This is a genomic window from Sphaerisporangium rubeum, assembly GCF_014207705.1.
In the GTDB taxonomy this organism is placed as follows: Bacteria; Actinomycetota; Actinomycetes; order Streptosporangiales; family Streptosporangiaceae; genus Sphaerisporangium; species Sphaerisporangium rubeum.
On sequence record NZ_JACHIU010000001.1, the window covers coordinates 5,315,426 to 5,336,079 of the forward strand.

Sequence of the window (20,654 nt, forward strand, 5' to 3'; positions counted from 1 at the left end):
TCTGGAACTCCCGGCGGCAAGCGGGCCGGGCCCTCACGGTGGAGGTCCCGGCCCGTTGCAGGATGGGGGTGGGTCAGTCGCCGCCGAAGTCCTGGGTCCACCAGGGGCCGCCGGAGCCGAAGTGGACGCCGACGCCTATGGCCTTGAGTTTGCAGTTCATGATGTTGGCGCGGTGGCCGGGGCTGTTGAGCCAGGCCTTGACGACGGCCTCGGGGGTGGCCTGGCCGCGTGCGATGTTCTCGGCGAACATCGAGCTCTTGTAGCCGGCGGCCTTGATGCGGTCCCAGGGGGAACGGCCGTCGGCGGAGGTGTGGTCGAAGTAGCCCTTGGCGGCCATGTCGTCGGAGTGGCCGCGCGCGGCGGCGCGGAGCTTCTCGTCGATGCGCAGCGGGCCGCAGCCCTGTTCGGCGCGGGCCGCGTTGGTCAGGCGGGCCACTTCGTCCTCGGCGGTGACGAGCTTGGAGCCGCCGCCGGAGGGGGTCGAGGGCTTGCTCGTCGGGGTGGGGGTCCTGCGCGGCTTCGGTGTGGCGCTCGCGGAGGGCTTCGGCTTGGGGGTGGCCGAGGGTGTGGACTTCGGACCGGGGAACTCGAACCTGCCGATGCCCTTGAACGCGTTGGGCTGCTGCGGCAGCGGCTCGACGTAGCCGGCCGATCCGTCGGGGCCGACGCCTGAGCCGCCGGACCGCGGGGCCGCCGCGTCGTCCTTGGGCTTGTTCTTGGCGGCGCTCTCGCCGTCGCGAACCGGCGCGTCCGGCTGAGCGTCCTGCGCGCCGCCACCTGAGCCACCGGAACCGGCGCCGCCGGAACCCGCGCTGCCGGGGGCGGCGTCACCAGGGGCGTCCTCCAAGGAGGCGTCCCCGGGGTCGGCCTCCGGGCCCACGGGTTCGGCGTTCTCCGCGGGGCCGGCTTCGCCTTGTCCGGCCACCTGCTTGCCGGACACGGGGGCCGCGGTGCCGGAGTCACCCGTGAGGGCGATGACACCTCCGGCGGTGACGGCGGCGGCTACCACCGCCGCGGCCGCACTGATCACGAGGGTGCGGCGGCGGCCCGAGGTGCGCGCGGCCGCCGAGCGCTCGGCTCGTGACGGCCGCTGCTCGGACGACAGGTACTCCGTGGGGAAGGAGGGGGGCGGGGAGAACGAGTGGGACTCGTCGTTGCGGCCCGGCGACGTGGGGTCGTGCCGATCCATGTAGTTGACTCCTGCGGCATATCGGGAAGAAAGCGCTCCGGCTTCCGCGAGTGCACGTCACACTAGCCCCAAACGTCGCGTTATCGCACCTCAATCACGGAGGAATCACGACTTGTCATCTGTTGGACCGATTTCACAACGGTCCAACAACCCCGGGACCCCCACCACCAACACGACCAGAGCGAGCCTACCGAGAGACTCGCACCAAGTGTCCGAAATGCTGTATCTAGCGGAAGATTGGGAGACGACGATCTTTCTGTCGGCGCAGCGACACCGGCACGTCGATCAACCCAGACCGTAGAGGCCGAGTACCACCACAGCCTGATGCGGGGTCCGGCCACACCGGTAAATTTCGACTCGCTGACAGATCCTCATCGCGGCGCGCTGCGCGCGGACGGGACGTGGTGGGGTTCGGGTGCGTGACCGAGCCTCGATCTCATCGGCCACGACATGCGATACCCGGGACAGGACATACACGGGCATCAGGCACGTGACCCAGCCCCGAACCCGTCGGCCACCGCACGCGGTACCCGGGACGGGACATACACGGGAATCAGGCACGTCACCCAGCCCCGAACCCGTCGGCCACCGCACGCGGTACCCGGGACGGGACATACACGGGAATCAGGCACGTCACCCAGCCCCGAACCCGTCGGCCACCGCACGCGGTACCCGGGACGGGACATACACGGGCATCAGGCACGTCACCCAGCCCCGAACCCGTCGGCCACCGCACGCGGTACCCGGGACGGGACATACACGGGCATCAGGCACGTCACCCAGCCTCGAACCCGTCGGCCACCGCACGCGGTACCTGGGACGGGACATACACGGTGACCCAGCCGCGAACCCGTCAGCCACGGCACGCTGTGCGCGGTCGGGACGTGGTGGGGGTTCGGGTGGGTGGCGGAGTTGGAGTGGGGCGACTCCGATGGGTGGGCCAAGGCCACAGCAGCCGAGGTGGGGTTTCGATCAAGGGGCGAAGCGCCGGGGGAACACAGCCGCCCGAGCCGGAAGGCGCACCGGCGACTGGAGGCGGGGACACGGAACGGAGGGTGACCCATCCCTCTAGTTCCACCGGTTGACGTGCGTACGACGGCGCCGGATTCGCCGCACCACGTCCCGCCGCCGCGGCGCCGAGTAAGACCTACCTGCTCATGGCCGTGGTGAAGGCGACCGCACTCATCGCGGCACCGGTATCCCGACGGCACCAGTGTCCCGACGACACCAGTGTCCCGACGACAGTCGGCGTACCAGCGACACCAGTGTCCCAGCGACAGTCGGTGTACCGGAGGCACCGGCGCGGCTGTTCCCAGTTCGGTGCCTCGGACGGTGATGCTCAGGCGGACAGGTCTAGGAGCGGCGCAGGGCCGGCATGCCGAGGGACACCGCTCCCGATTTGCCGGGGGTGGACGGGACGCCGCAGGACGCGCTGTCGGCGGACTCCCAGGCGTCTCCCGCTCGGGTGCGGCGGACGGCCAGGGCGGGGCCGTCCGCCACCAGGTGGTGGGGGGCGGCGTAGGTGACCTTGACGGTGACCATGTCGCCTGGTCGTGGGGTCGTCCATGAGCCGTCGGCGGGGGTGGGGACGAAGTGCACGAGGCGGTTGTCGGGGGCACGGCCCGACATGCGCTGGGTGGCGCCGTCCTTGCGGCCCTCGCCTTCGGCGACGAGGACCTCGAGGGTGCGGCCGATCTGGGTGCGGTTCTCCTCCCAGGAGATCTCTTCCTGGAGGGCCACCAGTCGCTCGTAACGCTCCTGGACGACTTCCTTCGGCACCTGGTCGTCCATGGTGGCGGCGGGGGTGCCGGGCCTGATGGAGTACTGGAAGGTGAAGGCGTTGGCGAAACGGGACCGGCGCACGACCTCCAGGGTCTGCTGGAAGTCCTCCTCGGTCTCGCCGGGGAAGCCCACGATGATGTCGGTGGAGATGGCGGCGTCCGGCATGGCGGCGCGCACCCGCTCGATGATGTCGAGGTAGCGCTCGGCGCGGTACGACCGGCGCATGGCCTTCAGCACGCGGTCGGAACCGGACTGCAGCGGCATGTGCAACTGGTGCATGACGTTGGGGGTGGCGGCCATCGCCTCGATGACGTCGTCGGTGAACGCCGCCGGATGCGGGGAGGTGAACCGCACACGCTCAAGACCCTCGACGTCCCCACAGGCACGCAGCAGCTTGCCGAAGGCCAGCCGGTCGCCGAACTCCACGCCGTAGGTGTTGACGTTCTGGCCGAGCAGCGTGATCTCAAGGACCCCGAGGTCGACCAGGGAACGGACCTCGGCGAGGACGTCGCCGGGCCTGCGGTCCCTCTCCTTGCCGCGCAGCGCGGGCACGATGCAGAAGGTGCAGGTGTTGTTGCAGCCGACCGAGATGGCGACCCACGCGGCGTACGGCGACTCGCGCCTGGTCGGCAGGGTGCTCGGGAAGACGTCGAGCGACTCCTTGATCTCGACCTGCGCCTCGCGCGCGACCCTGGCGCGTTCGAGCAGCACCGGGAGCGACCCGATGTTGTGCGTGCCGAAGACCACGTCGACCCACGGGGCCCGCCGGACGATCTCGCCTTGGTCCTTCTGCGCGAGGCAGCCCCCGACGGCGATCTGCATGCCGGGATTGGTGACCTTGGCCGGCCGCAGGTGGCCGAGGTTGCCGTACAACCTGTTGTCGGCGTTCTCACGGACGGCACAGGTGTTGAACACGACGACGTCGGCGGTCTCGCCTGAGGCCGCCTTGACGTATCCGGCGTCCTCCAGCAGGCCTGACAGCCGCTCTGAGTCGTGTACGTTCATCTGGCACCCGTACGTGCGGACCTCGTACGTGCGGGAGCGCTCCTCGGTGACAGTCATCTCGATGTACAAGCGTAGGCGCTCCGTGACCCGCGCGACGCCTCGTGACCCGCCTCACCCGGTTTTCCTCGTACGCTCCGCACCACTCGTCCGGCCCTGTGACAATGCCGTGATGCGATCGGTACCGCGCGGTTAGTGACGGGCGGCCTTGACCACTTACGTTGTCCAGCATGACGGACAACGGGGATGCGGCACCTCTGGTCAGAGTGGAGAACGTCGACAAGTACTTCGGCTCGCTGCACGTGCTCAAGGACATCAATCTCACCGTGTCCCGGGGCGAGGTCGTGGTGATCATCGGGCCGTCGGGGGGCGGCAAGTCGACGCTGTGCCGCGCGATCAACCGCCTGGAGACCATCGACTCCGGCACCATCACCTTCGACGGCAAGCCGCTGCCGGCCGAGGGCAAGGCCCTCGCGCGCCTGCGTTCCGACGTCGGCATGGTGTTCCAGTCGTTCAACCTGTTCTCGCACAAGACCATCCTGGAGAACGTCACCCTCGGCCCCGTCAAGGTGCGCGGCATGTCCCGCGCCGAGGCCGACAAGAAAGGCATGGAACTGCTGGAGCGCGTCGGCATCGCCAGCCAGGCCGGCAAGTACCCCGCGCAGCTCTCCGGCGGCCAGCAGCAGCGCACGGCCATCGCGCGCGCGCTCGCCATGGGGCCGAAGATGATCCTCTTCGACGAGCCCACCTCCGCGCTGGACCCCGAGATGGTCCAGGAGGTGCTGGACGTCATGATCGGCCTCGCGCGCGAAGGCATGACGATGGTCGTCGTCACCCACGAGATGGGGTTCGCGCGCCGCGCCGCCAACCGCGTGGTCTTCATGTCGGAAGGCCAGATCGTCGAGGAGAACACCCCTGAGGAGTTCTTCACCAACGCTCGCACCGACCGCGCCAAAGACTTCCTCTCCAAGATCCTCACCCACTGAGCAATGCCACGACGACACGCACGGCCTCGCACGTGACGAGGCCCGGCGCGCCGTCCCCGTCCGCGGGAACAGGAACCGACCGTTCGTCAGAGAGAAAGCCGAGGGAGACGTACATGCGTACACGACAGATCGGGGCCGTCCTGGTGTCCGCGGCGGCACTGGCGGGAAGCCTGACCGCCTGTGGCGGCGGTGGCCCCACCACCGCTCTGCAGAAGGCCAAGGACGACAAGAAGCTCGTCATCGGCGTCAAGTACGACCAGCCCGGCATGGGCCTGAAGAAACCGGACGGCACCGTCGAGGGCTTCGACGTGGACGTCGCCAAGTACATCGCCAAGGAGCTCGGCGTCCCCGAGAGCGGCATCACCTGGAAGGAGGCGCGGTCGGCCAACCGCGAGACGTTCCTCCAGCAGGGCCAGGTCGACCTGATCGTCGCGACCTACTCCATCACCGAGGCGCGCAAGCCCAAGGTGACCTTCGCCGGGCCGTTCTACATCGCGCACCAGGACACCCTGATCCGCGCGGACGACGCGTCGATCACCTCGCTCGACACGCTCAAGGGCAAGCGCATCTGCCAGGTGACCGGCTCCAACTCCTGGAAGAACATCGCCGAGGGCACCAACAAGGAGAACAAGAAGGTCGACGTGGAGCTCGTCCCGGCCGGCGGCTACGACGAGTGCATCACCAAGCTCAAGGGCAACGCCATCGACGCGGTGACGACCGACGACATGATCCTCGCCGGGTACGCCAAGCGTGAGGGCAGCGGGCTGAAGGTCGCCGGCGCGCCGTTCACCGACGAGAAGTACGGCGTCGGCCTGAAGAAGGGCGACAAGGAGACCTGTGAGGCCGTCAACAAGGCGATCACCAAGATGTACGAGGACGGCACGCTGAAGACGCTGTTCGAGAAGCACTTCAGCGGTACCGGCCTCGAGTTCACGGCCACCAGCGCGCCGGCGCCGGAAGGCTGCGCCTGATCCAGTGCCAGAGCGCCGGTGAGGCCTGCCTCACCGGCGCTCCCGTCCCCGGTGTGACCAGTGGAGCCTGATGGACGCGTTTTTCGACTTCAGCCCCCTCGCCGAGCAGTTCGGCACGATCCTGGTGGGATTCTGGGCCACGATCCGCCTGACGTTGATGAGCGGGCTGCTGTCGCTCATCCTCGGCACGATCCTGGTGGCGATGCGGGTGTCGCCGACACCGGTGCTGCGCGCCGCCGGCACGATCTACGTCAACGTGCTGCGCAACACCCCCCTGACGCTGGTGCTGCTGCTGTGCGTGCTCGGGCTGAGCGACACCCTCCAGTACACGTTGTCGAGTGACTCGTCGACCAACTACTACTGGTGGGCCACGCTCGGCCTGTCCGCCTACACCGCGGCGTTCGTGTGCGAGTCGCTGCGGGCCGGCATCAACACCGTCCCGGCCGGACAGGCGGAGGCGGCGCGGGCCATCGGGCTGACCTTCACGCAGTCCCTGCGGCTCGTGGTGCTGCCGCAGGCGTTCCGGTCGGTCATCGCGCCGCTCGGCAGCCTCCTGATCGCGCTGACCAAGAACACCACCATCGTGATCGTGGCCGGGTACATCGAGGCGGCCTCGGTGATGCGGCAGATGTTCGACGACTACGGCGGCACCCTGCCGATCTTCATCGGCTTCGCCTTCGGATACATGGTCCTGACCCTGCCCACCGGCTACCTGTTCGGGTGGCTGGCCAAGCGACTGGCGGTGAGCCGATGAGCACGTCGAGCGTGCTGTACGACGTGCCGGGACCCCGCGCGCGGCTGCGTAACAACGTGCTGACGCTGGTGTCGGCCGTGGTGATCCTCGGCATCGGTTACATCGTGGTGCGCGGGCTGGCCGACAAGGGACAGTTCGCGGGCAAGCTGTGGGAGCCGTTCCTGCGGGGGGACGTCTGGGCCAACCAGATCATCCCGGGGCTGCTGGCGACCGTGCAGGCCGCCGCGCTGTCGGCGGTGCTCGCGCTGATCTTCGGCATGGTCTTCGGGCTCGGCCGGCTGTCGGACCACGCCTGGATCCGGGTGCCGTCGGGCTGGGTGGTGGAGTTCTTCCGCGCCATCCCGCTGCTGCTGCTGATCTTCTTCGTGCAGTTCTTCCCGGCCACGGCCAGCGGATACACCGTCAACGTGCCGGCGTTCGCGGCCGTGGTGATCGGCCTGACCCTGTACAACGGGTCGGTGCTCGCCGAGGTGTTCCGGGCCGGCATCCTCGCCGTGCCGCGCGGCCAGTCGGAGGCCGGGTACGCCATCGGGCTGCGCAAGGGCGGCGTGATGCGGCTCATCCTGCTGCCGCAGGCCACCACCGCGATGATGCCGGCGATCGTCAGCCAGATGGTGGTGCTGCTGAAGGACACCGCGCTCGGCTGGGTCATCGCGTACGAGGAACTGCTGAACTTCGGCCTGAAGCAGATCCCGGCCAACTTCGGCAACCTCATCCCGAGCGCGATCGTGATCTCGCTGGTGTACATCGCGATCAACCTGGTGCTCGGCTACGTCGCGATCCGCCTGGAGCGCCGCAGCCGCCGCAGCCGCCGCACTCCGGCGGGCCCGGTGGCGGCGCCGGCGGCGGCCGGCGTCGGCGGCGCCACACCGGGGTCCGGCATGGAGTAGGCCCCGCCTGCCAAGGACCCCTTTTCCGATGCCGTCGCTCCCGCCGTACCACTCCGGCCGTCCGGTGCCGCACCGGTGGCCGGATCCGGTAGCCGTGCCGATACGGGCACGCGCCGCGGCGTTTTCCGGCAGGATTCCGCTATGCCCCCCAAGCCCGCCCCAGGGCGACCCGGTGCCTGGCCCTCACCGATCTCGACCGCCGACGTGGTGCGGGCCGCCACGCGGCCCGGTCATCCGTCGGTCGCCGGCGCGCTGACCTGGTGGGAGGAGGACCGTCCCGCCGAAGGCGGCCGGCGCACCGTCGTCCACGTCGCCGCCGACGGCACCCGCCGCGAGCTGCTGCCGGCGCCGTGGGACGTCCGCACCCGTGTCCACGAGTACGGCGGCCGGTCCCATGTCGTGGCCCCCGGCGCTGGGCTGGTGTTCGCCAACCACGCCGACCAGCGGCTCTACCTGCTGCCGGACGGCGGCGGCGATCCGAGGCCCCTCACCCCCGAGCCCGAGGTCGAGTGCGGGCTGCGCTACGCCGACCCCGTGGTGCGCGACGGCGAGATCTGGTGCGTCCAGGAGCGGCACACAGGGGACGGCAAGGTCACCCGCTCCATCGTGTCCGTCCCGCTGGACGGCGGCGAGGTGCGGCACCGGGTGGGTGGCCACGACTTCTTCGCCTCCCCCGTCGTCTCCCCCGGCGGCACGCACCTGGCGTACGTCTGCTGGGACCACCCGTCGATGCCGTGGACCGGCACGGAGCTGCGGGTCGTGCGGCTCTCCGGCGGCGACCCGGTGTGTGTGCGCGGCGGCAGGGACGAGTCGGTGCTCGCGCCGCGCTGGAAGGACGACGGCACGCTCTACTTCGTGACCGACCGCTCCGGCTGGTGGAACCTCGAAGAGATCACGCTGACCGGCGGGTCACGCGCGCTGTACCCGGCCGGCGAGGAGTTCGGGGAGGCGTCCGCCGAGCTCGGCGGCGCGCCGTACGCCGTGCTCGGCGACGGCAGGCTCGCGGTGCTGCGCGGCCGGGGAGAGCTGCGCCTCGGGGTGCTCGACCCCGCCACCGGCACGCTCACCGACCTCGCCACCCCGTTCGACGGGTGGCTGCCGTGCCTCGCCGCCGACGGCGCCACGGTGTGCGGCGTGGCGTACGGGCCCGCGCTGCCCCGGTCGGTCGTGCGGGTCGACGTCACGACGGGGCGGGTGGAGACCCTGCGCCGCGAGCCGGTCGGCGCGCCGGCCGCCTACATGCCGGTGCCGCGTCCGGTGGAGATCACCGGACCGGACGGCCGAGTCGTGCACGCCATCGTGTACCCCCCGGCCAACCCGGCGGTGCCGGCCACCGGTGGTCCCGCGCCGTACGTCGTGTTCGCGCACGGCGGGCCCGCGGCGCGTGCGATCGGTGCGCTCGACCCGCACAAGGCGTTCCTGACCAGCCGCGGCATCGGTGTGCTCGACGTGAACTACGGCGGCTCCACCGGGTACGGCCGGGCCTACCGCGACCGGCTGCGCGGCCGGTGGGGGGCCGGTGACGTCGAGGACGTCGTGGCCGCCGCCGAGTGGCTGGTCACCGAAGGGCTGGCCGACCCCGAGCGGGTCGCGATCCGGGGCCGAGGCGCGGGGGGCTGGACGGCGATGGCGGCGTGCTGCGCGTCCGGTGTCTTCCGGGGAGGTGTGTCGGTCTCGGGGGCCGGGGCACTCAAGGCGTTCACCGGGTCGACCCACGACTTCGAGTCGCGGTACGTCGAGTGGCTGGTCGGGCCACCCGATCCTCTGCTGTACGCCTCCCGGGAGCCCATGTCCCGCCTCGCCGGTCTCCGGTGCCCCATGTTGCTGATGCACGGCAGGAACGATCCAGTGGTGCCGGCCGCGCAGGCCGAGGCCGTCGTGTCGGCGCTCACCGAGCGGGGGGTGCCGTGCGCGTACCTGTCGTTCGACGGCGAGGGCCACGAGTTCCGCCGCGCCGAGACCCGCAGCGCGGTCCTGGCGGCGGAGCTGGCGTTCTACCAGCAAATCTTCCGCTCCTGAGGCGCCACCGTGCACCGGCTGCCGGTGGATCGCCGGCCCGGGGTCCGGTGGTCCGAAGGTCCAGGGGTCCGGCGGCCGCCGGCTCGGGGGTCAGCGGGCGAACTCGGTGGCGCGGGACTCGCGGACGACCGTGATGCGGATCTGGCCGGGGTAGGTCAGCTCCTCCTCCACCTGCTTGGCGACGTCCCGGGCTATCACCTGGGCCTGGATGTCGTCGATGGAGTCCGGCCGCACCATCACCCTGATCTCCCGGCCGGCCTGCATCGCGAAGACCTTCTCGACGCCGTCGTACGACTGGGCGATCTCCTCAAGGCGCTCCAGCCGTTTGACGTACGCCTCCAGGGACTCGCGGCGCGCGCCGGGGCGGCTGCCGCTGATGGCGTCGGCGGCCTGGGTGAGGACGGCCTCGACGGTGCGGACCTCCACCTCGTTGTGGTGGGCCTCGATGGCGTGCACCACGTCCTCGTGCTCGCCGTACCTGCGTGCGATCTCGGCGCCGATCAGCGCATGGCTGCCTTCGACCTCGTGGGTGAGGGCCTTGCCGATGTCGTGCAGCACCGTGCAGCGCTTGAGCAGCATGGGGTCCAGACGCAGCTCGCTGGCCATGATGCCGGCGATGTGCGCCGACTCGATGAGGTGCTTGAGCACGTTCTGACCGTAGGAGGTGCGGTAGCGGAGCTGGCCGAGCAGGGTCACGAGTTCGGGGTGCATCTCGGTGATGCCGAGCTCGACGAGCGCGTCCTCGCCGGCCCGCACGCACAGGTGCTTGACCTCGTCCTTGCTGCGCTCGTACGCCTCCTCGATGCGCTGGGGGTGGATGCGGCCGTCCAGCACCAGCTTCTCCAGCGTCAGGCGCGCGGTCTCCCGGCGCACCGGATCGAAACACGACAGCAGCACGGCTTCCGGGGTGTCGTCGATGATCAGGTTGACGCCGGTGGTGGACTCGAAGGCCCTGATGTTGCGGCCTTCCCGGCCGATGATGCGGCCCTTCATCTCGTCGCCGGGCAGATGGAGGACGCTGACCACCGACTCGGCGGTCTGCTCGGTGGCGACCCGCTGCACCGCTAGCGTCACGATCTTGCAGGCGCGCTTCTCCCCCTCCTTGCGTGCCTCGCTCTCGATCTCGCGGACCAGCAGAGCGGCCTCGCGTTTGGCCTGGTTCTCGATGGTCATGACCAGCTCGGCCTTGGCCTGGTCGGCGGTCAGCCCCGCGACCCTTTCCAGTACCTCGCGCTGCTTGTGCTCGATCTCGTCGAGGGCCTGGCTGCGGCCGGCCAGTTCGGCCTCGGTCTCCGTCACCGCGCGGCCACGCTCGGCGAGACGTCGGGCCTCCTCGTCCAGGCGCTCCTCGCGCTCGGCCAGGCGGTGCTCGCGGCGTTCCAGGTCGGACCTGAGCTCCTTGAGCTCGTTCTTCAGGACGCGGGTCTCCTCCTCGACGTCCTTGCGCATCCGCAGCGCGCCTTCGGCGGCGGCCTCGGCCCGGCGGAGCACCTCACCGGCGTCGCTCTCGGCCTTGACGCGGATCTGGCTGCCTTCGAGGCGTGCCTGCTCCAGCTCGGCCTGCACCTCGGCGAGCTGTTCCGGACGGGGATCGTGCCGGGCCGCGCGGTCACCACTGGTCCGGCGTATCAGCACGACCAACGCGACGATCGCGATGACTGCCAGCAGGACAACGGCTACCGCCAGCATGATCACGATTGTCGACGTCATGCGGGTGCACCCCTCCTCGCGTCGCGACCAAGCACACGAGGGTCACACCCACAGACGGAACGACCCGGCCGGGCGATTCTGGTCAGACAAATATGGACCAGTGTCCTGGCACCGAAGTACCCGGCCACTGGTTGTGATCGGTCTAGATCGTCCGACGTCAACCGTTATCGCAATCCGCACTGCGCGGAGTAACTCCTCACTGTGGTCGAGATTAAGCGTCAGAGAGGTAACGAGCAAGCAAAGTCCGCCCGTCAAGACGATCCGTCCCACTCACGACAGCCGGATGAGCACCCGCTAGCGACCCGTCTTGCCTGATTAGTCAGGTTTTGTCGGATAACTGGACAGAATCCGGCCGACAGGAAAGATAGGAGGTTCCCTCCGCACACCGTGACCACGCGACCACGGAGACCGCGACTCCGACCGCCTTCCCCGAAGCCGCACGGCCCCGAGTACCCCCCTTTTCGGACGCCTGCCGCAGGGCTGTGGCTGTCTGCGCCTCGGCGGTCCCTGCACCGGTGCTCGATTCCGGAGATTTTTCCGGCCATCCGGGCAAATCACTCGAACAGGGGTAGGGGGCTGCCATGGCCAGCATCGGATACACCATGATGTGCGAGCAGACGCCACCGCGGCAGCTCGTCGAGGACGTCGTCGCCGCCGAGCGTGCCGGGTTCGACTACGCCGTCATCTCCGACCACTACTTCCCCTGGCTGGAAGAGATGGGCCACTCCCCCTACGCCTGGTCGGTGCTCGGCGCCGCCGCGTACGCCACCGAGTCGATCCCGCTGATGACCTACGTCACCTGTCCGACGATGCGCTATCACCCCGCGGTCGTCGCGCAGAAGGCCGCGACCATCGGCGCGCTCTCCGGTGGCCGTTTCACCTTGGGGCTCGGTGCGGGTGAGAACCTCAACGAGCACGTCATCGGCCGTGGCTGGCCCCCGGTCAACATCCGCCACGAGATGTTCGGTGAGGCCATCGAGATCATCCAGGCGCTGTTCGGCGGCGACTACGTCAGCTACCGCGGCGACCACTTCACCGTGGACTCCGCCAAGCTGTACGACCTGCCTCCGGGTGAGATCCCCATGGCGATCGCCGCCTCCGGCCCGCAGTCGGTCGACTTCGCCGCCGAGTACGGCGACGCGCTGGTGGCCGTGCAGCCCGACTCCACCCTGGTCGACCGCTTCCAGACCTCAGGCGGTGACGGCAAGCCGATCTACGGCCAGCTCGCCATCTGCTACGACCAGGACGAGGAAGCCGCCAGATCCCGGGCCCACCGTCTGTGGCGATGGTTCCCCGCAGGCTGGAAAGTCCTCTCCGAACTCCCCTCCCCGGTCAACTTCGCCGCCTACGCCGACTACGTCCGCCCGGACGACGTCGCCGCTCAGGTCCCCTGCGGCCCCGACGTCCGCCCCGTTGTCGAGGCCGTCAAGGAATTCACCGACGCCAGCTTCACCCACGTGGCCCTCGTCCAGATAGGCGCCGACCACCAGGAAGACTTCCTCACCTGGTCCCAGAAAGAACTCCTCCCCGCTCTCCATTCCCTCTGACACCACTCACCGTAGGCCCGTTCACCTGTCGCCGACCTCCGACAGGTCGATCCAGCCGCCTTTGATCAGCCCCGGAGGTCAGTCCAGGCCGTCGAACATGTCGTCCTCAGTGGACTGGCCCTCGGACTCGAGGGCTTCGCGGACGACGCGGTAGGCGATGCCGCCGGAGTAGCCCTTGCGAGCGAGCATGCCTGCCAGGCGGCGGATGCGAGCCGCGGGCTCAAGGCCCGCGGTGGACGCGAGGCGGCGAGCGACCAGGCGGCGAGCGGTCTCCAGCTCCTGACCGGGGTCCAACTGGTCGACGGCGTCGCGGACGGTCTCCTCGGCGACGCCACGGTTACGCAGCTCAGAAGCCAGCGCTCGACGCGCGAGGCCCCGGCCGGCGTGCCGGGAACTGACCCACGCCTCGGCGTACGCCTCGTCATCGATCAGACCGACCTCGGTGTACCGATCGAGCACGGCCTCCGCCACGTCGTCGGGAACATTTCTCTTCCGCATCGCCTGCGCCAGCTCGGCCCGCGTACGGGGGGCGAGCGTCAGCAACCGCAGGCAGATGCTCCGCGCCACCGCCGCCGGATCGGCTGCGGCCCCGGACGCGGCCACCGACCCCGGCACCGGACCGTCGAACCCCCGGCCCGACGAGCCATCACGACCGCCAGACCCCCGACCGGTGGAGCGGCCACGGCCGCCGGACCTGCGGCCCGTGGAGGCACCGCGGACGCGCTCGGGGTCGGGAGACTCACCCCCGTCGTTCCAGAAAGGGCCGGTGGGACGGGGGGTGGGGTCTTCCGCGGGCATGCCGGGTCAGCTCCGGAGGCGGGGCGGATCAGACGTCGCCGGGCTTGGGGGCCTTGGCGCCGCGGGTGGGGGGTGACGGGGGGGTGGCGGCGGCCTGGGGCTCGGCGGGGGTGTCGATGCGGGGGCCTACGCCGAGCTTTTCCTTGATCTTCTTTTCGATCTCGTTGGCGATGTCGGGGTTGGACTTGAGGAAGTTGCGAGCGTTCTCCTTGCCCTGGCCGAGCTGGTCGCCTTCGTAGGTGTACCAGGCGCCGGCCTTGCGGACGAAGCCGTGCTCGACACCCATGTCGATCAGGCCGCCTTCGCGGGAGATGCCGACGCCGTACAGGATGTCGAAGTCGGCCTGGCGGAAGGGCGGGGCCATCTTGTTCTTGACGACCTTGACGCGGGTGCGGTTGCCGACGGGCTCGGTGCCGTCCTTGAGGGTCTCGATGCGGCGGACGTCGAGACGGACCGAGGCGTAGAACTTGAGGGCCTTGCCGCCGGTCGTGGTCTCCGGCGAGCCGAACATGACGCCGATCTTCTCGCGGAGCTGGTTGATGAAGATCGCGGTGGTGCCGGTGTTGTTGAGCGCACCCGCGACCTTGCGCAGCGCCTGGGACATCAGCCGGGCCTGCAGGCCGACGTGGCTGTCACCCATCTCACCCTCGATCTCGGCCTTCGGCACGAGGGCCGCGACCGAGTCGATCACGACGAGGTCGATCGCGCCGGAGCGGATCAGCATGTCGGCGATCTCAAGGGCCTGCTCACCGGTGTCGGGCTGCGACACCAGCAGAGCGTCGGTGTCGACCCCGAGCTTGCGCGCGTACTCAGGGTCGAGAGCGTGCTCGGCGTCGATGAACGCCGCGATGCCGCCCTGACGCTGTGCGTTGGCGACGGCGTGCAGCGCCACGGTGGTCTTACCGCTGGACTCGGGACCGTAGATCTCGACGATGCGGCCACGGGGGAAACCCCCGATGCCGAGCGCGACGTCGAGCGCGATCGCCCCGGTCGGGATCACCTCGATGGGGGCCCTGGCGTCATCGCCGAGGCGCATGACAGAGCCCTTGCCGAACTGGCGCTCGATCTGGGCGAGGGCGGTCTCGAGGGCCTTCTCGCGGTCGTTGGCTGCCATGGAGTGCCCCCTGGAGGGTGTGAGGTTTTCGTTTCCGTCGCCTGGAGGCTACGGGGTGGCACCGACAATTTCCGGAACCCGCGGCACCGGGACGTCGGCAGGTCCAAATATAGCGAACGATTGTTCGATCGGGGGGCCGAGTCCGGACGGCTCGCCGGAAGTGGTCACCGCTCAGCGAAGCCTCGGGTCGATGTCGGTCACCTCGCACACCGCGCGCCAGACGGTCTTGGCCGACTCCCCTTCGGCCAGCGCCTGCGTGACGGTACGGCCGCCGAGCTGAGCGATGACGTAGTCATGGGCCCAGGACTCGGCGTACCTCTCGCCGAAGTGGCGGTTCATCCGCTGCCAGAAATCCGTGAGGCGCATCCCCTCAGTATCGTCGCCGCCGAGAGGCGCACGGACCTCGAGGACCCCGGCGCGCTCACATGACCTTCGTGCCGTACATCTCTCCCAGCGGATCGGCGAGCAGTTCCAGGCGTGCTCCGTCCGGGTCGCGGAAGTAGATCGAGGCGTCGCTCTCCACCTGGTACGGGACTCCGGCGTCGTCCAGCTTGCCGCGCAGCCTCTCCCACTTGCCGCGTTCGACGGAGATGGCGATGTGGTGGAGGCCCCCGAGCACCTCCTTGTACTGCGGCAGGTCGAGCCCCGGGAGGTCGAAGAACGCCAGCAGGTTGCCGTTGCCGATGTCGAAGAAGAAGTGGTTGGAGCCTTTGTAGTCCCGGTTCTCGAATATCTCGGTCAGCGGGAACTCCAGGAGTCCCTGGTAGAAGCCGATGGTCCGCTCGACGTCGGAGCAGATCAGTGCGAAGTGGTGCAGGCCGCGAGCGCTGCTTTCGGGCCGCCGTGCGTGGATGTGCTGTTCCCGTATACGTTCCCGGGCCGCATCGATCGCCGCGTAGTCGATGTCCATGGTCCCAGATGACGTCCCGTGTGTCCCGAATGTCAAGACCGGCCAGGTCACCGGGCTTCGGAGCGGGTACGGAGCGGGACCGCCGCCGGCGGCGGACGGCGGACGTTTTCTGTCGGTGGCGGGTTGCATGATGGGACGGTGACCGCTTCCGTGCTCGACCATTTCACACCGGTGACCAGGCGATGGTTCACCGGCGCCTTCGCCGCGCCGACGGCCGCGCAGGAAGGCGCCTGGCGGTCGATCGCGCGAGGCGACAACACCCTCGTGGTGGCTCCCACCGGCTCCGGCAAGACCCTGGCCGCGTTCCTGTGGTCCCTGGACCGCCTGGCGGCCGCTCACATGGCCGAGAGGCCGGCGGGGTCGCGTGCGGCGGAGGACGGCTCCGCGAAGGGTGCGAGGGGCCGAGGCAAGAAGAAGGACCCGGCGCCGCGGCGCTGCCGGGTGGTATACGTGTCGCCGCTCAAGGCGCTGGCGGTCGACGTCGAGCGCAATCTCCGCGCTCCGCTCGCCGGCATCGGCCAGGCGGCACGCGCCATGGGGCTGACCGCGCCGGAGGTCTCGGTGGCCGTCCGGTCCGGTGACACCACGACCGAGGACCGCCGCCGCTTCGCCTCCCGGCCCTCCGACATCCTGATCACCACCCCCGAGTCGCTCTACCTTCTGCTGACCAGCAAGGCGCGTGACGCGCTGCGCGAGGTCGACACCGTCATCGTCGACGAGGTGCACGCCGTGGCGGGCGCCAAGCGCGGCGCTCACCTGGCGGTGACGCTGGAGCGGCTCGACACCCTGCTCCCCCGGCCCGCGCAGCGCATCGGCCTGTCGGCCACGGTCCGGCCGGTGAGCGAGATCGCGACGTTCCTCGGCGGCTCCCGGCCCGCCGCGGTCGTGCAGCCGCCGTCCGACAAGGTCATCGAGGTCGAGGTGATCGTTCCCGTCGAGGACATGACCGAGTTGGACGGCCCGCCGCGCCGGCCGTCCGTCCGAGGCGGCGAGCCAGGCGAGCCCGTGGCACCCGGCCTCGCCGAGGAGAGCGAGTCGCCGTGGGCCACGGAGGACCCGCCTCGGCGGTCGATCTGGCCGCACGTCGAGGAGCATCTGCTCGGCCTGATCGGCTCCCACCGCTCGACCATCGTCTTCGCCAACTCCCGCCGACTGGCCGAGCGCCTGTGCTCCCGCCTCAACGAGCTGGCGTTCGAGCGTTCCTCCACCGGGGAGGGCACCCCCGTTCCGGGGCCGGCGACCAGGCCGGCCCCCGCGGAGATCATGGCGCAGGCGGGTGCGGCCAAAGGCGTGGTGCCCGAGATCGTGCGGGCCCACCACGGCTCGGTGTCCAAGGAGCAGCGGGCCCAGATCGAGGAGGAGTTGAAGTCCGGCCGGCTGCCGGCGGTGGTGGCGACGTCCAGCCTGGAGCTCGGCATCGACATGGGGGCCGTCGACCTCGTGGCCTGTGTGGAGGCGCCGCCGAGCGTGGCGAGCGGTCTGCAGCGCATCGGCCGCGCGGGCCACCAGGTCGGCGCGGTCTCCAAGGGTGTGATCTTCCCCAAGTACCGCGGCGATCTGATCCAGACGGCCGTCGTCTCCGAACGCATGCGGGCCGGCCAGATCGAGGAGACCCGCTGTCCCCGCAATCCCCTTGACGTGCTGGCCCAGCAGATCGTGGCGATGTGCGCACTGGACGAGTGGACGGTCGACGAGCTGGAGACCGTGATCCGCCGCGCCGCGCCGTACGCGACGCTGCCGCGCAGCGCGCTGGAGGCCACGCTGGACATGCTGGCCGGTCGTTACCCGAGCGACGAGTTCGCCGAGCTGCGGCCTCGTGTGGTGTGGGACCGCGTGACGGGCCGGATCACCGGCCGTCCCGGCGCGCAGCGCCTCGCGGTGACCAACGCCGGCACCATCCCCGACCGCGGCATGTTCGGCGTGTTCCTGGCCGGTGGCGGCGAGGGCCGCGGCGGCCGGCGGGTCGGCGAGCTGGACGAGGAGATGGTGTACGAGTCCCGCGTGGGTGACGTCTTCGTGCTGGGGGCCACCTCGTGGCGCATCGAGGACATCACCGCCGACCGTGTGCTGGTCTCCCCCGCTCCGGGCCGTCCGGGCAAGCTGCCGTTCTGGCACGGCGACTCCCCCGGCCGTCCGGCGGAGCTCGGCCGAGCGCTCGGCGCGTTCCTGCGCGACATGTCAGGCGGCGACGAGTCCCGGCTCACCGCGGCCGGTCTCGACGGTTTCGCCTCGGCCAACCTGCTCGCCTACCTCGCCGAGCAGCGCGAGGCCACCGGGTACGTCCCGGACGACCGCACCCTGGTGGTCGAGCGGTTCCACGACGAGCTCGGCGACTGGCGTGTCGTGATCCACACGCCGTACGGCGCGCGGGTGCACGCTCCGTGGGCCCTCGCGATCGCCCGGCGGCTGCGTGAGCGGTACGGCATGGACATGCAGGCCCTCCACTCCGACGACGGCATCGTGCTGCGCCTTCCCGACACCATGGATGATCCGCCGGCCGATGTGGCGGTGTTCGACCCCGACGAGCTCGAACAGATCGTCACCGAGGAGCTCGGCGGGTCGGCGCTGTTCGCGTCACGGTTCCGTGAGTGCGCGGGCCGTGCGCTGCTGCTGCCGCGGCGCAACCCCGGCCGTCGTTCGCCGCTCTGGCAGCAGCGGCAGCGCGCCGCCGATCTGATGAAGGTCGCGAGCAAGTACGGCTCGTTCCCCATCGTGCTGGAGACGATGCGTGAGTGCCTGCAGGACGTGTTCGACGTGCCGGGCCTGGTGGGGCTGATGCGTGACATCGCCGCGCGCCGGGTGCGGGTGGTCGAGGTCGAGACCGGCCAGGCGTCGCCGTTCGCGGCGTCGCTGATGTTCGCGTACGTCGGGGCCTTCATGTACGAGGGGGACGCGCCGCTGGCGGAGCGTCGGGCCCAGGCGCTGGCGCTCGACACCCATCTGCTCGCGGAGCTCCTCGGCCAGGCCGACCTGCGCGAGCTGCTCGACCCCGATGTGGTGGCCGACACCGAGCGTGAGCTGGCCCGCCTGGACCGTCCGCTCCGCGACGCCGAGGACCTCGCCGACCTCCTGCGCACCCACGGCCCGCTCCTGGCCGAGGACGTCGCGGTGCGGGACGGCGCGCCGGGGTGGCTCGCCGATCTGGAGTCGGCGCGGCGGGCCATCCGCATCCGGCTGGCCGGGGTGGAGCAGTGGGCCGCCGTCGAGGACGCCGCGCGGCTGCGCGACGCGCTCGGCGTCCCGCTGCCTGTGGGGGTGCCGCACGCCTTCCTTGAGCCGGTCGCCGACCCGCTCGGCGACCTGCTGGCCCGGCACGCGCGCACCCGGGGCCCGTTCGCCGCCGAGACGGCCGCCGCCAGGTTCGGCCTCGGAGTCGCGGTGGTGACCGACGCGCTGCGGCGTCTCACCGCCACCGGCCGGGTGGTCTGCGGGGAGTTCCGGCCGGGTGGCAGGGGTGAGGAGTGGTGCGACGCCGGTGTGCTGCGGTCGTTGCGCCGCCGTTCCCTGGCGCGGCTGCGCAAGGAGGTCGAGCCGGTCCCGCCTGAGGTCCTCGGCGCGTTCTCACCGGCCTGGCACGGCATCACCGGCGGCCGTCCCGCGCGCGGCATCGACGCGCTGGTGCACGCCATCGAGCAGTTGCAGGGGGCCGCGGTGCCGGCGTCGGCGCTGGAGACGCTGGTGCTGCCCGGCCGGGTCCAGGGGTACGAGCCCGCGCTGCTCGACGAGCTGACCGCGTCCGGTGAGGTCGTGTGGGCCGGTCAGGGATCGCTGCCCGGCGGGGACGGCTGGGTGGCGCTGTACTTCGCCGACACCGCGCCGCTGCTGCTGCCGCAGCCGGCCGAGATCACCATGACCCCGCTGCACGAGGAGATCGTGTCGGCGCTCGGCGGCGGTGGAGCGCTGTTCTTCCGGGACCTTTCCACGAGAGTCGGTTCCACGGACGACGGAGCGCTCGCCACCGCGCTGTGGGATCTGGTGTGGTCGGGCCGGTTGTCCGGCGACACCATGGCCCCCCTGCGTTCCGTCCTCGGCTCCGGCCGTCCCGCGCACCGGCCTTCCTCCTCCACCCGCCGCCGGCGTGCCGTCCTCCCCACCCGTTCCGGCCCACCCACCGTCAGCGGCCGCTGGTGGGCACTGCCCGAGCCGTCCACCGACGTCACCCAGCGTTCCCACGCGCAGGCGGAGGTCCTGCTGGAGCGCCACGGCGTCCTGACCAAAGGCGTGATGGGTGCCGAACGCCTGGCCGGGGGTTTCGGCGCCGTGTACCCCGTCCTGCGCGCCTTCGAGGAGTCCGGCCGCTGCCGCCGCGGCTACTTCGTCGAGAGCCTCGGCGGGGCTCAGTTCGCTCTCCCCGGCGCGGTGGATCGCATGCGCGCCATCGCCGCCGACCTGTCGTCCCGCAGTACCTCGCCGGCGTCTTCGGTCCCTGGGTCATCTCCCCTGGATCGGTTTCCGGGATCGCCGGACCAGACCCCCGGTCGGATCACTGCGGGCCCGTCCACGGAAATGGGACCGGCCTCGGCACCACCGGCCATGGGACCGGCCCTCGGACCGGTGAGCCGGCCGTACGGCGTCGTGCCGGGGGCCCGTTCCGCGGACGCCGGCCGCCGCGCGGTGGTGCTGGCCGCCGCCGACCCCGCCAATCCGTACGGCGCCGCCTTGTCCTGGCCGGCCCACCCCGGTGAGGTGACACACAAACCCGGCCGTAAGGCGGGCTCCCTGGTCGTCCTGGTGGACGGCCACCTGGTCCTCTATGTGGAAAGAGGCGGCCGCACCCTGCTCTCCTTCACCGACGACGACCGTCTCCAGCCTGCCGTGGACGCCTTGGCCCTGGCCGTCCGCGACGGCGCACTCGGCAAACTCACCGTGGAGAAGGCGGACGGCGAGTCCATCACCACGTCCCCCCTGGCCAAGGCCCTGGAGTCCGCCGGTTTCCACCCGACCCCCCGTGGCCTTCGCCTACGAGCCTGACCCGGACTCCC

General features: G+C 70.5%; 14 protein-coding genes. 7 read left to right on the top strand and 7 right to left on the bottom strand.

Annotated features, from left to right (window positions below):
* Window positions 1-73: 73 nt before the first annotated feature.
* Window positions 74-1,189, bottom strand: a complete 1,116-nt coding sequence (locus tag BJ992_RS22630) for a CAP domain-containing protein (RefSeq protein ID WP_184984199.1) — start codon at window positions 1,187-1,189, stop codon at window positions 74-76.
* Window positions 1,190-2,542: 1,353 nt separating this feature from the next.
* Window positions 2,543-4,033: a tRNA (N6-isopentenyl adenosine(37)-C2)-methylthiotransferase MiaB gene (gene miaB / locus BJ992_RS22635; protein WP_184984201.1), complete on the bottom strand. Its 1,491-nt coding sequence runs from the start codon at window positions 4,031-4,033 to the stop codon at window positions 2,543-2,545.
* Between the two features lie 170 nt (window positions 4,034-4,203).
* On the opposite strand from miaB, the gene BJ992_RS22640 reads away from it, so the two are divergent.
* From BJ992_RS22640 to BJ992_RS22660, 5 genes are all read left to right on the top strand, one after another.
* Window positions 4,204-4,959 carry an amino acid ABC transporter ATP-binding protein gene (locus tag BJ992_RS22640; RefSeq protein ID WP_281390444.1) on the top strand — a complete coding sequence of 252 codons (756 nt, stop codon included), beginning with the start codon at window positions 4,204-4,206 and terminating at the stop codon, window positions 4,957-4,959.
* Between the two features lie 113 nt (window positions 4,960-5,072).
* Window positions 5,073-5,930: a glutamate ABC transporter substrate-binding protein gene (locus BJ992_RS22645; protein ID WP_184984203.1), complete on the top strand. Its 858-nt coding sequence runs from the start codon at window positions 5,073-5,075 to the stop codon at window positions 5,928-5,930.
* A 70-nt stretch (window positions 5,931-6,000) separates the two neighbouring features.
* Window positions 6,001-6,684: an amino acid ABC transporter permease gene (locus tag BJ992_RS22650; protein ID WP_184984205.1), complete on the top strand. Its 684-nt coding sequence runs from the start codon at window positions 6,001-6,003 to the stop codon at window positions 6,682-6,684.
* Window positions 6,681-7,574 carry an amino acid ABC transporter permease gene (locus BJ992_RS22655; RefSeq protein WP_184984207.1) on the top strand — a complete coding sequence of 298 codons (894 nt, stop codon included), beginning with the start codon at window positions 6,681-6,683 and terminating at the stop codon, window positions 7,572-7,574. The genes BJ992_RS22650 and BJ992_RS22655 overlap by 4 nt, the downstream gene beginning before the upstream one ends.
* Before the next feature lie 141 nt (window positions 7,575-7,715).
* On the top strand, window positions 7,716-9,593 hold the full coding sequence (locus BJ992_RS22660; protein ID WP_184984209.1) for a S9 family peptidase: 1,878 nt from the start codon (window positions 7,716-7,718) through the stop codon (window positions 9,591-9,593).
* Window positions 9,594-9,683: 90 nt separating this feature from the next.
* Here BJ992_RS22660 and rny read toward each other — a convergent pair whose 3' ends face one another.
* Entirely contained in the window at window positions 9,684-11,303 is a 1,620-nt protein-coding gene (rny, locus tag BJ992_RS22665) for a ribonuclease Y (protein WP_246496749.1), read from the bottom strand.
* 581 nt (window positions 11,304-11,884) lie between these two features.
* Between rny and BJ992_RS22670 the strand changes: the two genes are divergently transcribed.
* Window positions 11,885-12,850 carry a TIGR03557 family F420-dependent LLM class oxidoreductase gene (locus tag BJ992_RS22670; protein WP_184984212.1) on the top strand — a complete coding sequence of 322 codons (966 nt, stop codon included), beginning with the start codon at window positions 11,885-11,887 and terminating at the stop codon, window positions 12,848-12,850.
* Between the two features lie 78 nt (window positions 12,851-12,928).
* On the opposite strand, the gene recX is transcribed toward BJ992_RS22670, so the two are convergent.
* The 4 genes from recX to BJ992_RS22690 form a co-directional block, all read right to left on the bottom strand.
* Window positions 12,929-13,648, bottom strand: coding sequence for a recombination regulator RecX (gene recX, locus BJ992_RS22675; RefSeq protein WP_184984214.1), 720 nt, complete (start codon window positions 13,646-13,648; stop codon window positions 12,929-12,931).
* A gap of 28 nt (window positions 13,649-13,676) precedes the next feature.
* Window positions 13,677-14,762: a recombinase RecA gene (gene recA, locus BJ992_RS22680; protein WP_184984216.1), complete on the bottom strand. Its 1,086-nt coding sequence runs from the start codon at window positions 14,760-14,762 to the stop codon at window positions 13,677-13,679.
* A gap of 171 nt (window positions 14,763-14,933) precedes the next feature.
* The gene (locus BJ992_RS22685) at window positions 14,934-15,128 is read right to left on the bottom strand and encodes a DUF3046 domain-containing protein (RefSeq protein ID WP_184984218.1); all 195 of its coding nucleotides are present in this window, start codon (window positions 15,126-15,128) and stop codon (window positions 14,934-14,936) included.
* A 55-nt stretch (window positions 15,129-15,183) separates the two neighbouring features.
* Window positions 15,184-15,672, bottom strand: coding sequence for a VOC family protein (locus BJ992_RS22690; RefSeq protein WP_184984220.1), 489 nt, complete (start codon window positions 15,670-15,672; stop codon window positions 15,184-15,186).
* 138 nt (window positions 15,673-15,810) lie between these two features.
* Between BJ992_RS22690 and BJ992_RS22695 the strand changes: the two genes are divergently transcribed.
* On the top strand, window positions 15,811-20,643 hold the full coding sequence (locus BJ992_RS22695; RefSeq protein ID WP_184984222.1) for an ATP-dependent helicase: 4,833 nt from the start codon (window positions 15,811-15,813) through the stop codon (window positions 20,641-20,643).
* Window positions 20,644-20,654: the final 11 nt, after the last annotated feature.

Coding starts and splice junctions, on each gene's coding strand:
- BJ992_RS22630 (WP_184984199.1), bottom strand. CDS start 1,189: ATGGATCGGCACGACCCCACGTCGCCGGGCCGCAACGACGAGTCCCAC.
- miaB (WP_184984201.1), bottom strand. CDS start 4,033: ATGACTGTCACCGAGGAGCGCTCCCGCACGTACGAGGTCCGCACGTAC.
- BJ992_RS22640 (WP_281390444.1), top strand. CDS start 4,204: ATGACGGACAACGGGGATGCGGCACCTCTGGTCAGAGTGGAGAACGTC.
- BJ992_RS22645 (WP_184984203.1), top strand. CDS start 5,073: ATGCGTACACGACAGATCGGGGCCGTCCTGGTGTCCGCGGCGGCACTG.
- BJ992_RS22650 (WP_184984205.1), top strand. CDS start 6,001: ATGGACGCGTTTTTCGACTTCAGCCCCCTCGCCGAGCAGTTCGGCACG.
- BJ992_RS22655 (WP_184984207.1), top strand. CDS start 6,681: ATGAGCACGTCGAGCGTGCTGTACGACGTGCCGGGACCCCGCGCGCGG.
- BJ992_RS22660 (WP_184984209.1), top strand. CDS start 7,716: ATGCCCCCCAAGCCCGCCCCAGGGCGACCCGGTGCCTGGCCCTCACCG.
- rny (WP_246496749.1), bottom strand. CDS start 11,303: ATGACGTCGACAATCGTGATCATGCTGGCGGTAGCCGTTGTCCTGCTG.
- BJ992_RS22670 (WP_184984212.1), top strand. CDS start 11,885: ATGGCCAGCATCGGATACACCATGATGTGCGAGCAGACGCCACCGCGG.
- recX (WP_184984214.1), bottom strand. CDS start 13,648: ATGCCCGCGGAAGACCCCACCCCCCGTCCCACCGGCCCTTTCTGGAAC.
- recA (WP_184984216.1), bottom strand. CDS start 14,762: ATGGCAGCCAACGACCGCGAGAAGGCCCTCGAGACCGCCCTCGCCCAG.
- BJ992_RS22685 (WP_184984218.1), bottom strand. CDS start 15,128: ATGCGCCTCACGGATTTCTGGCAGCGGATGAACCGCCACTTCGGCGAG.
- BJ992_RS22690 (WP_184984220.1), bottom strand. CDS start 15,672: ATGGACATCGACTACGCGGCGATCGATGCGGCCCGGGAACGTATACGG.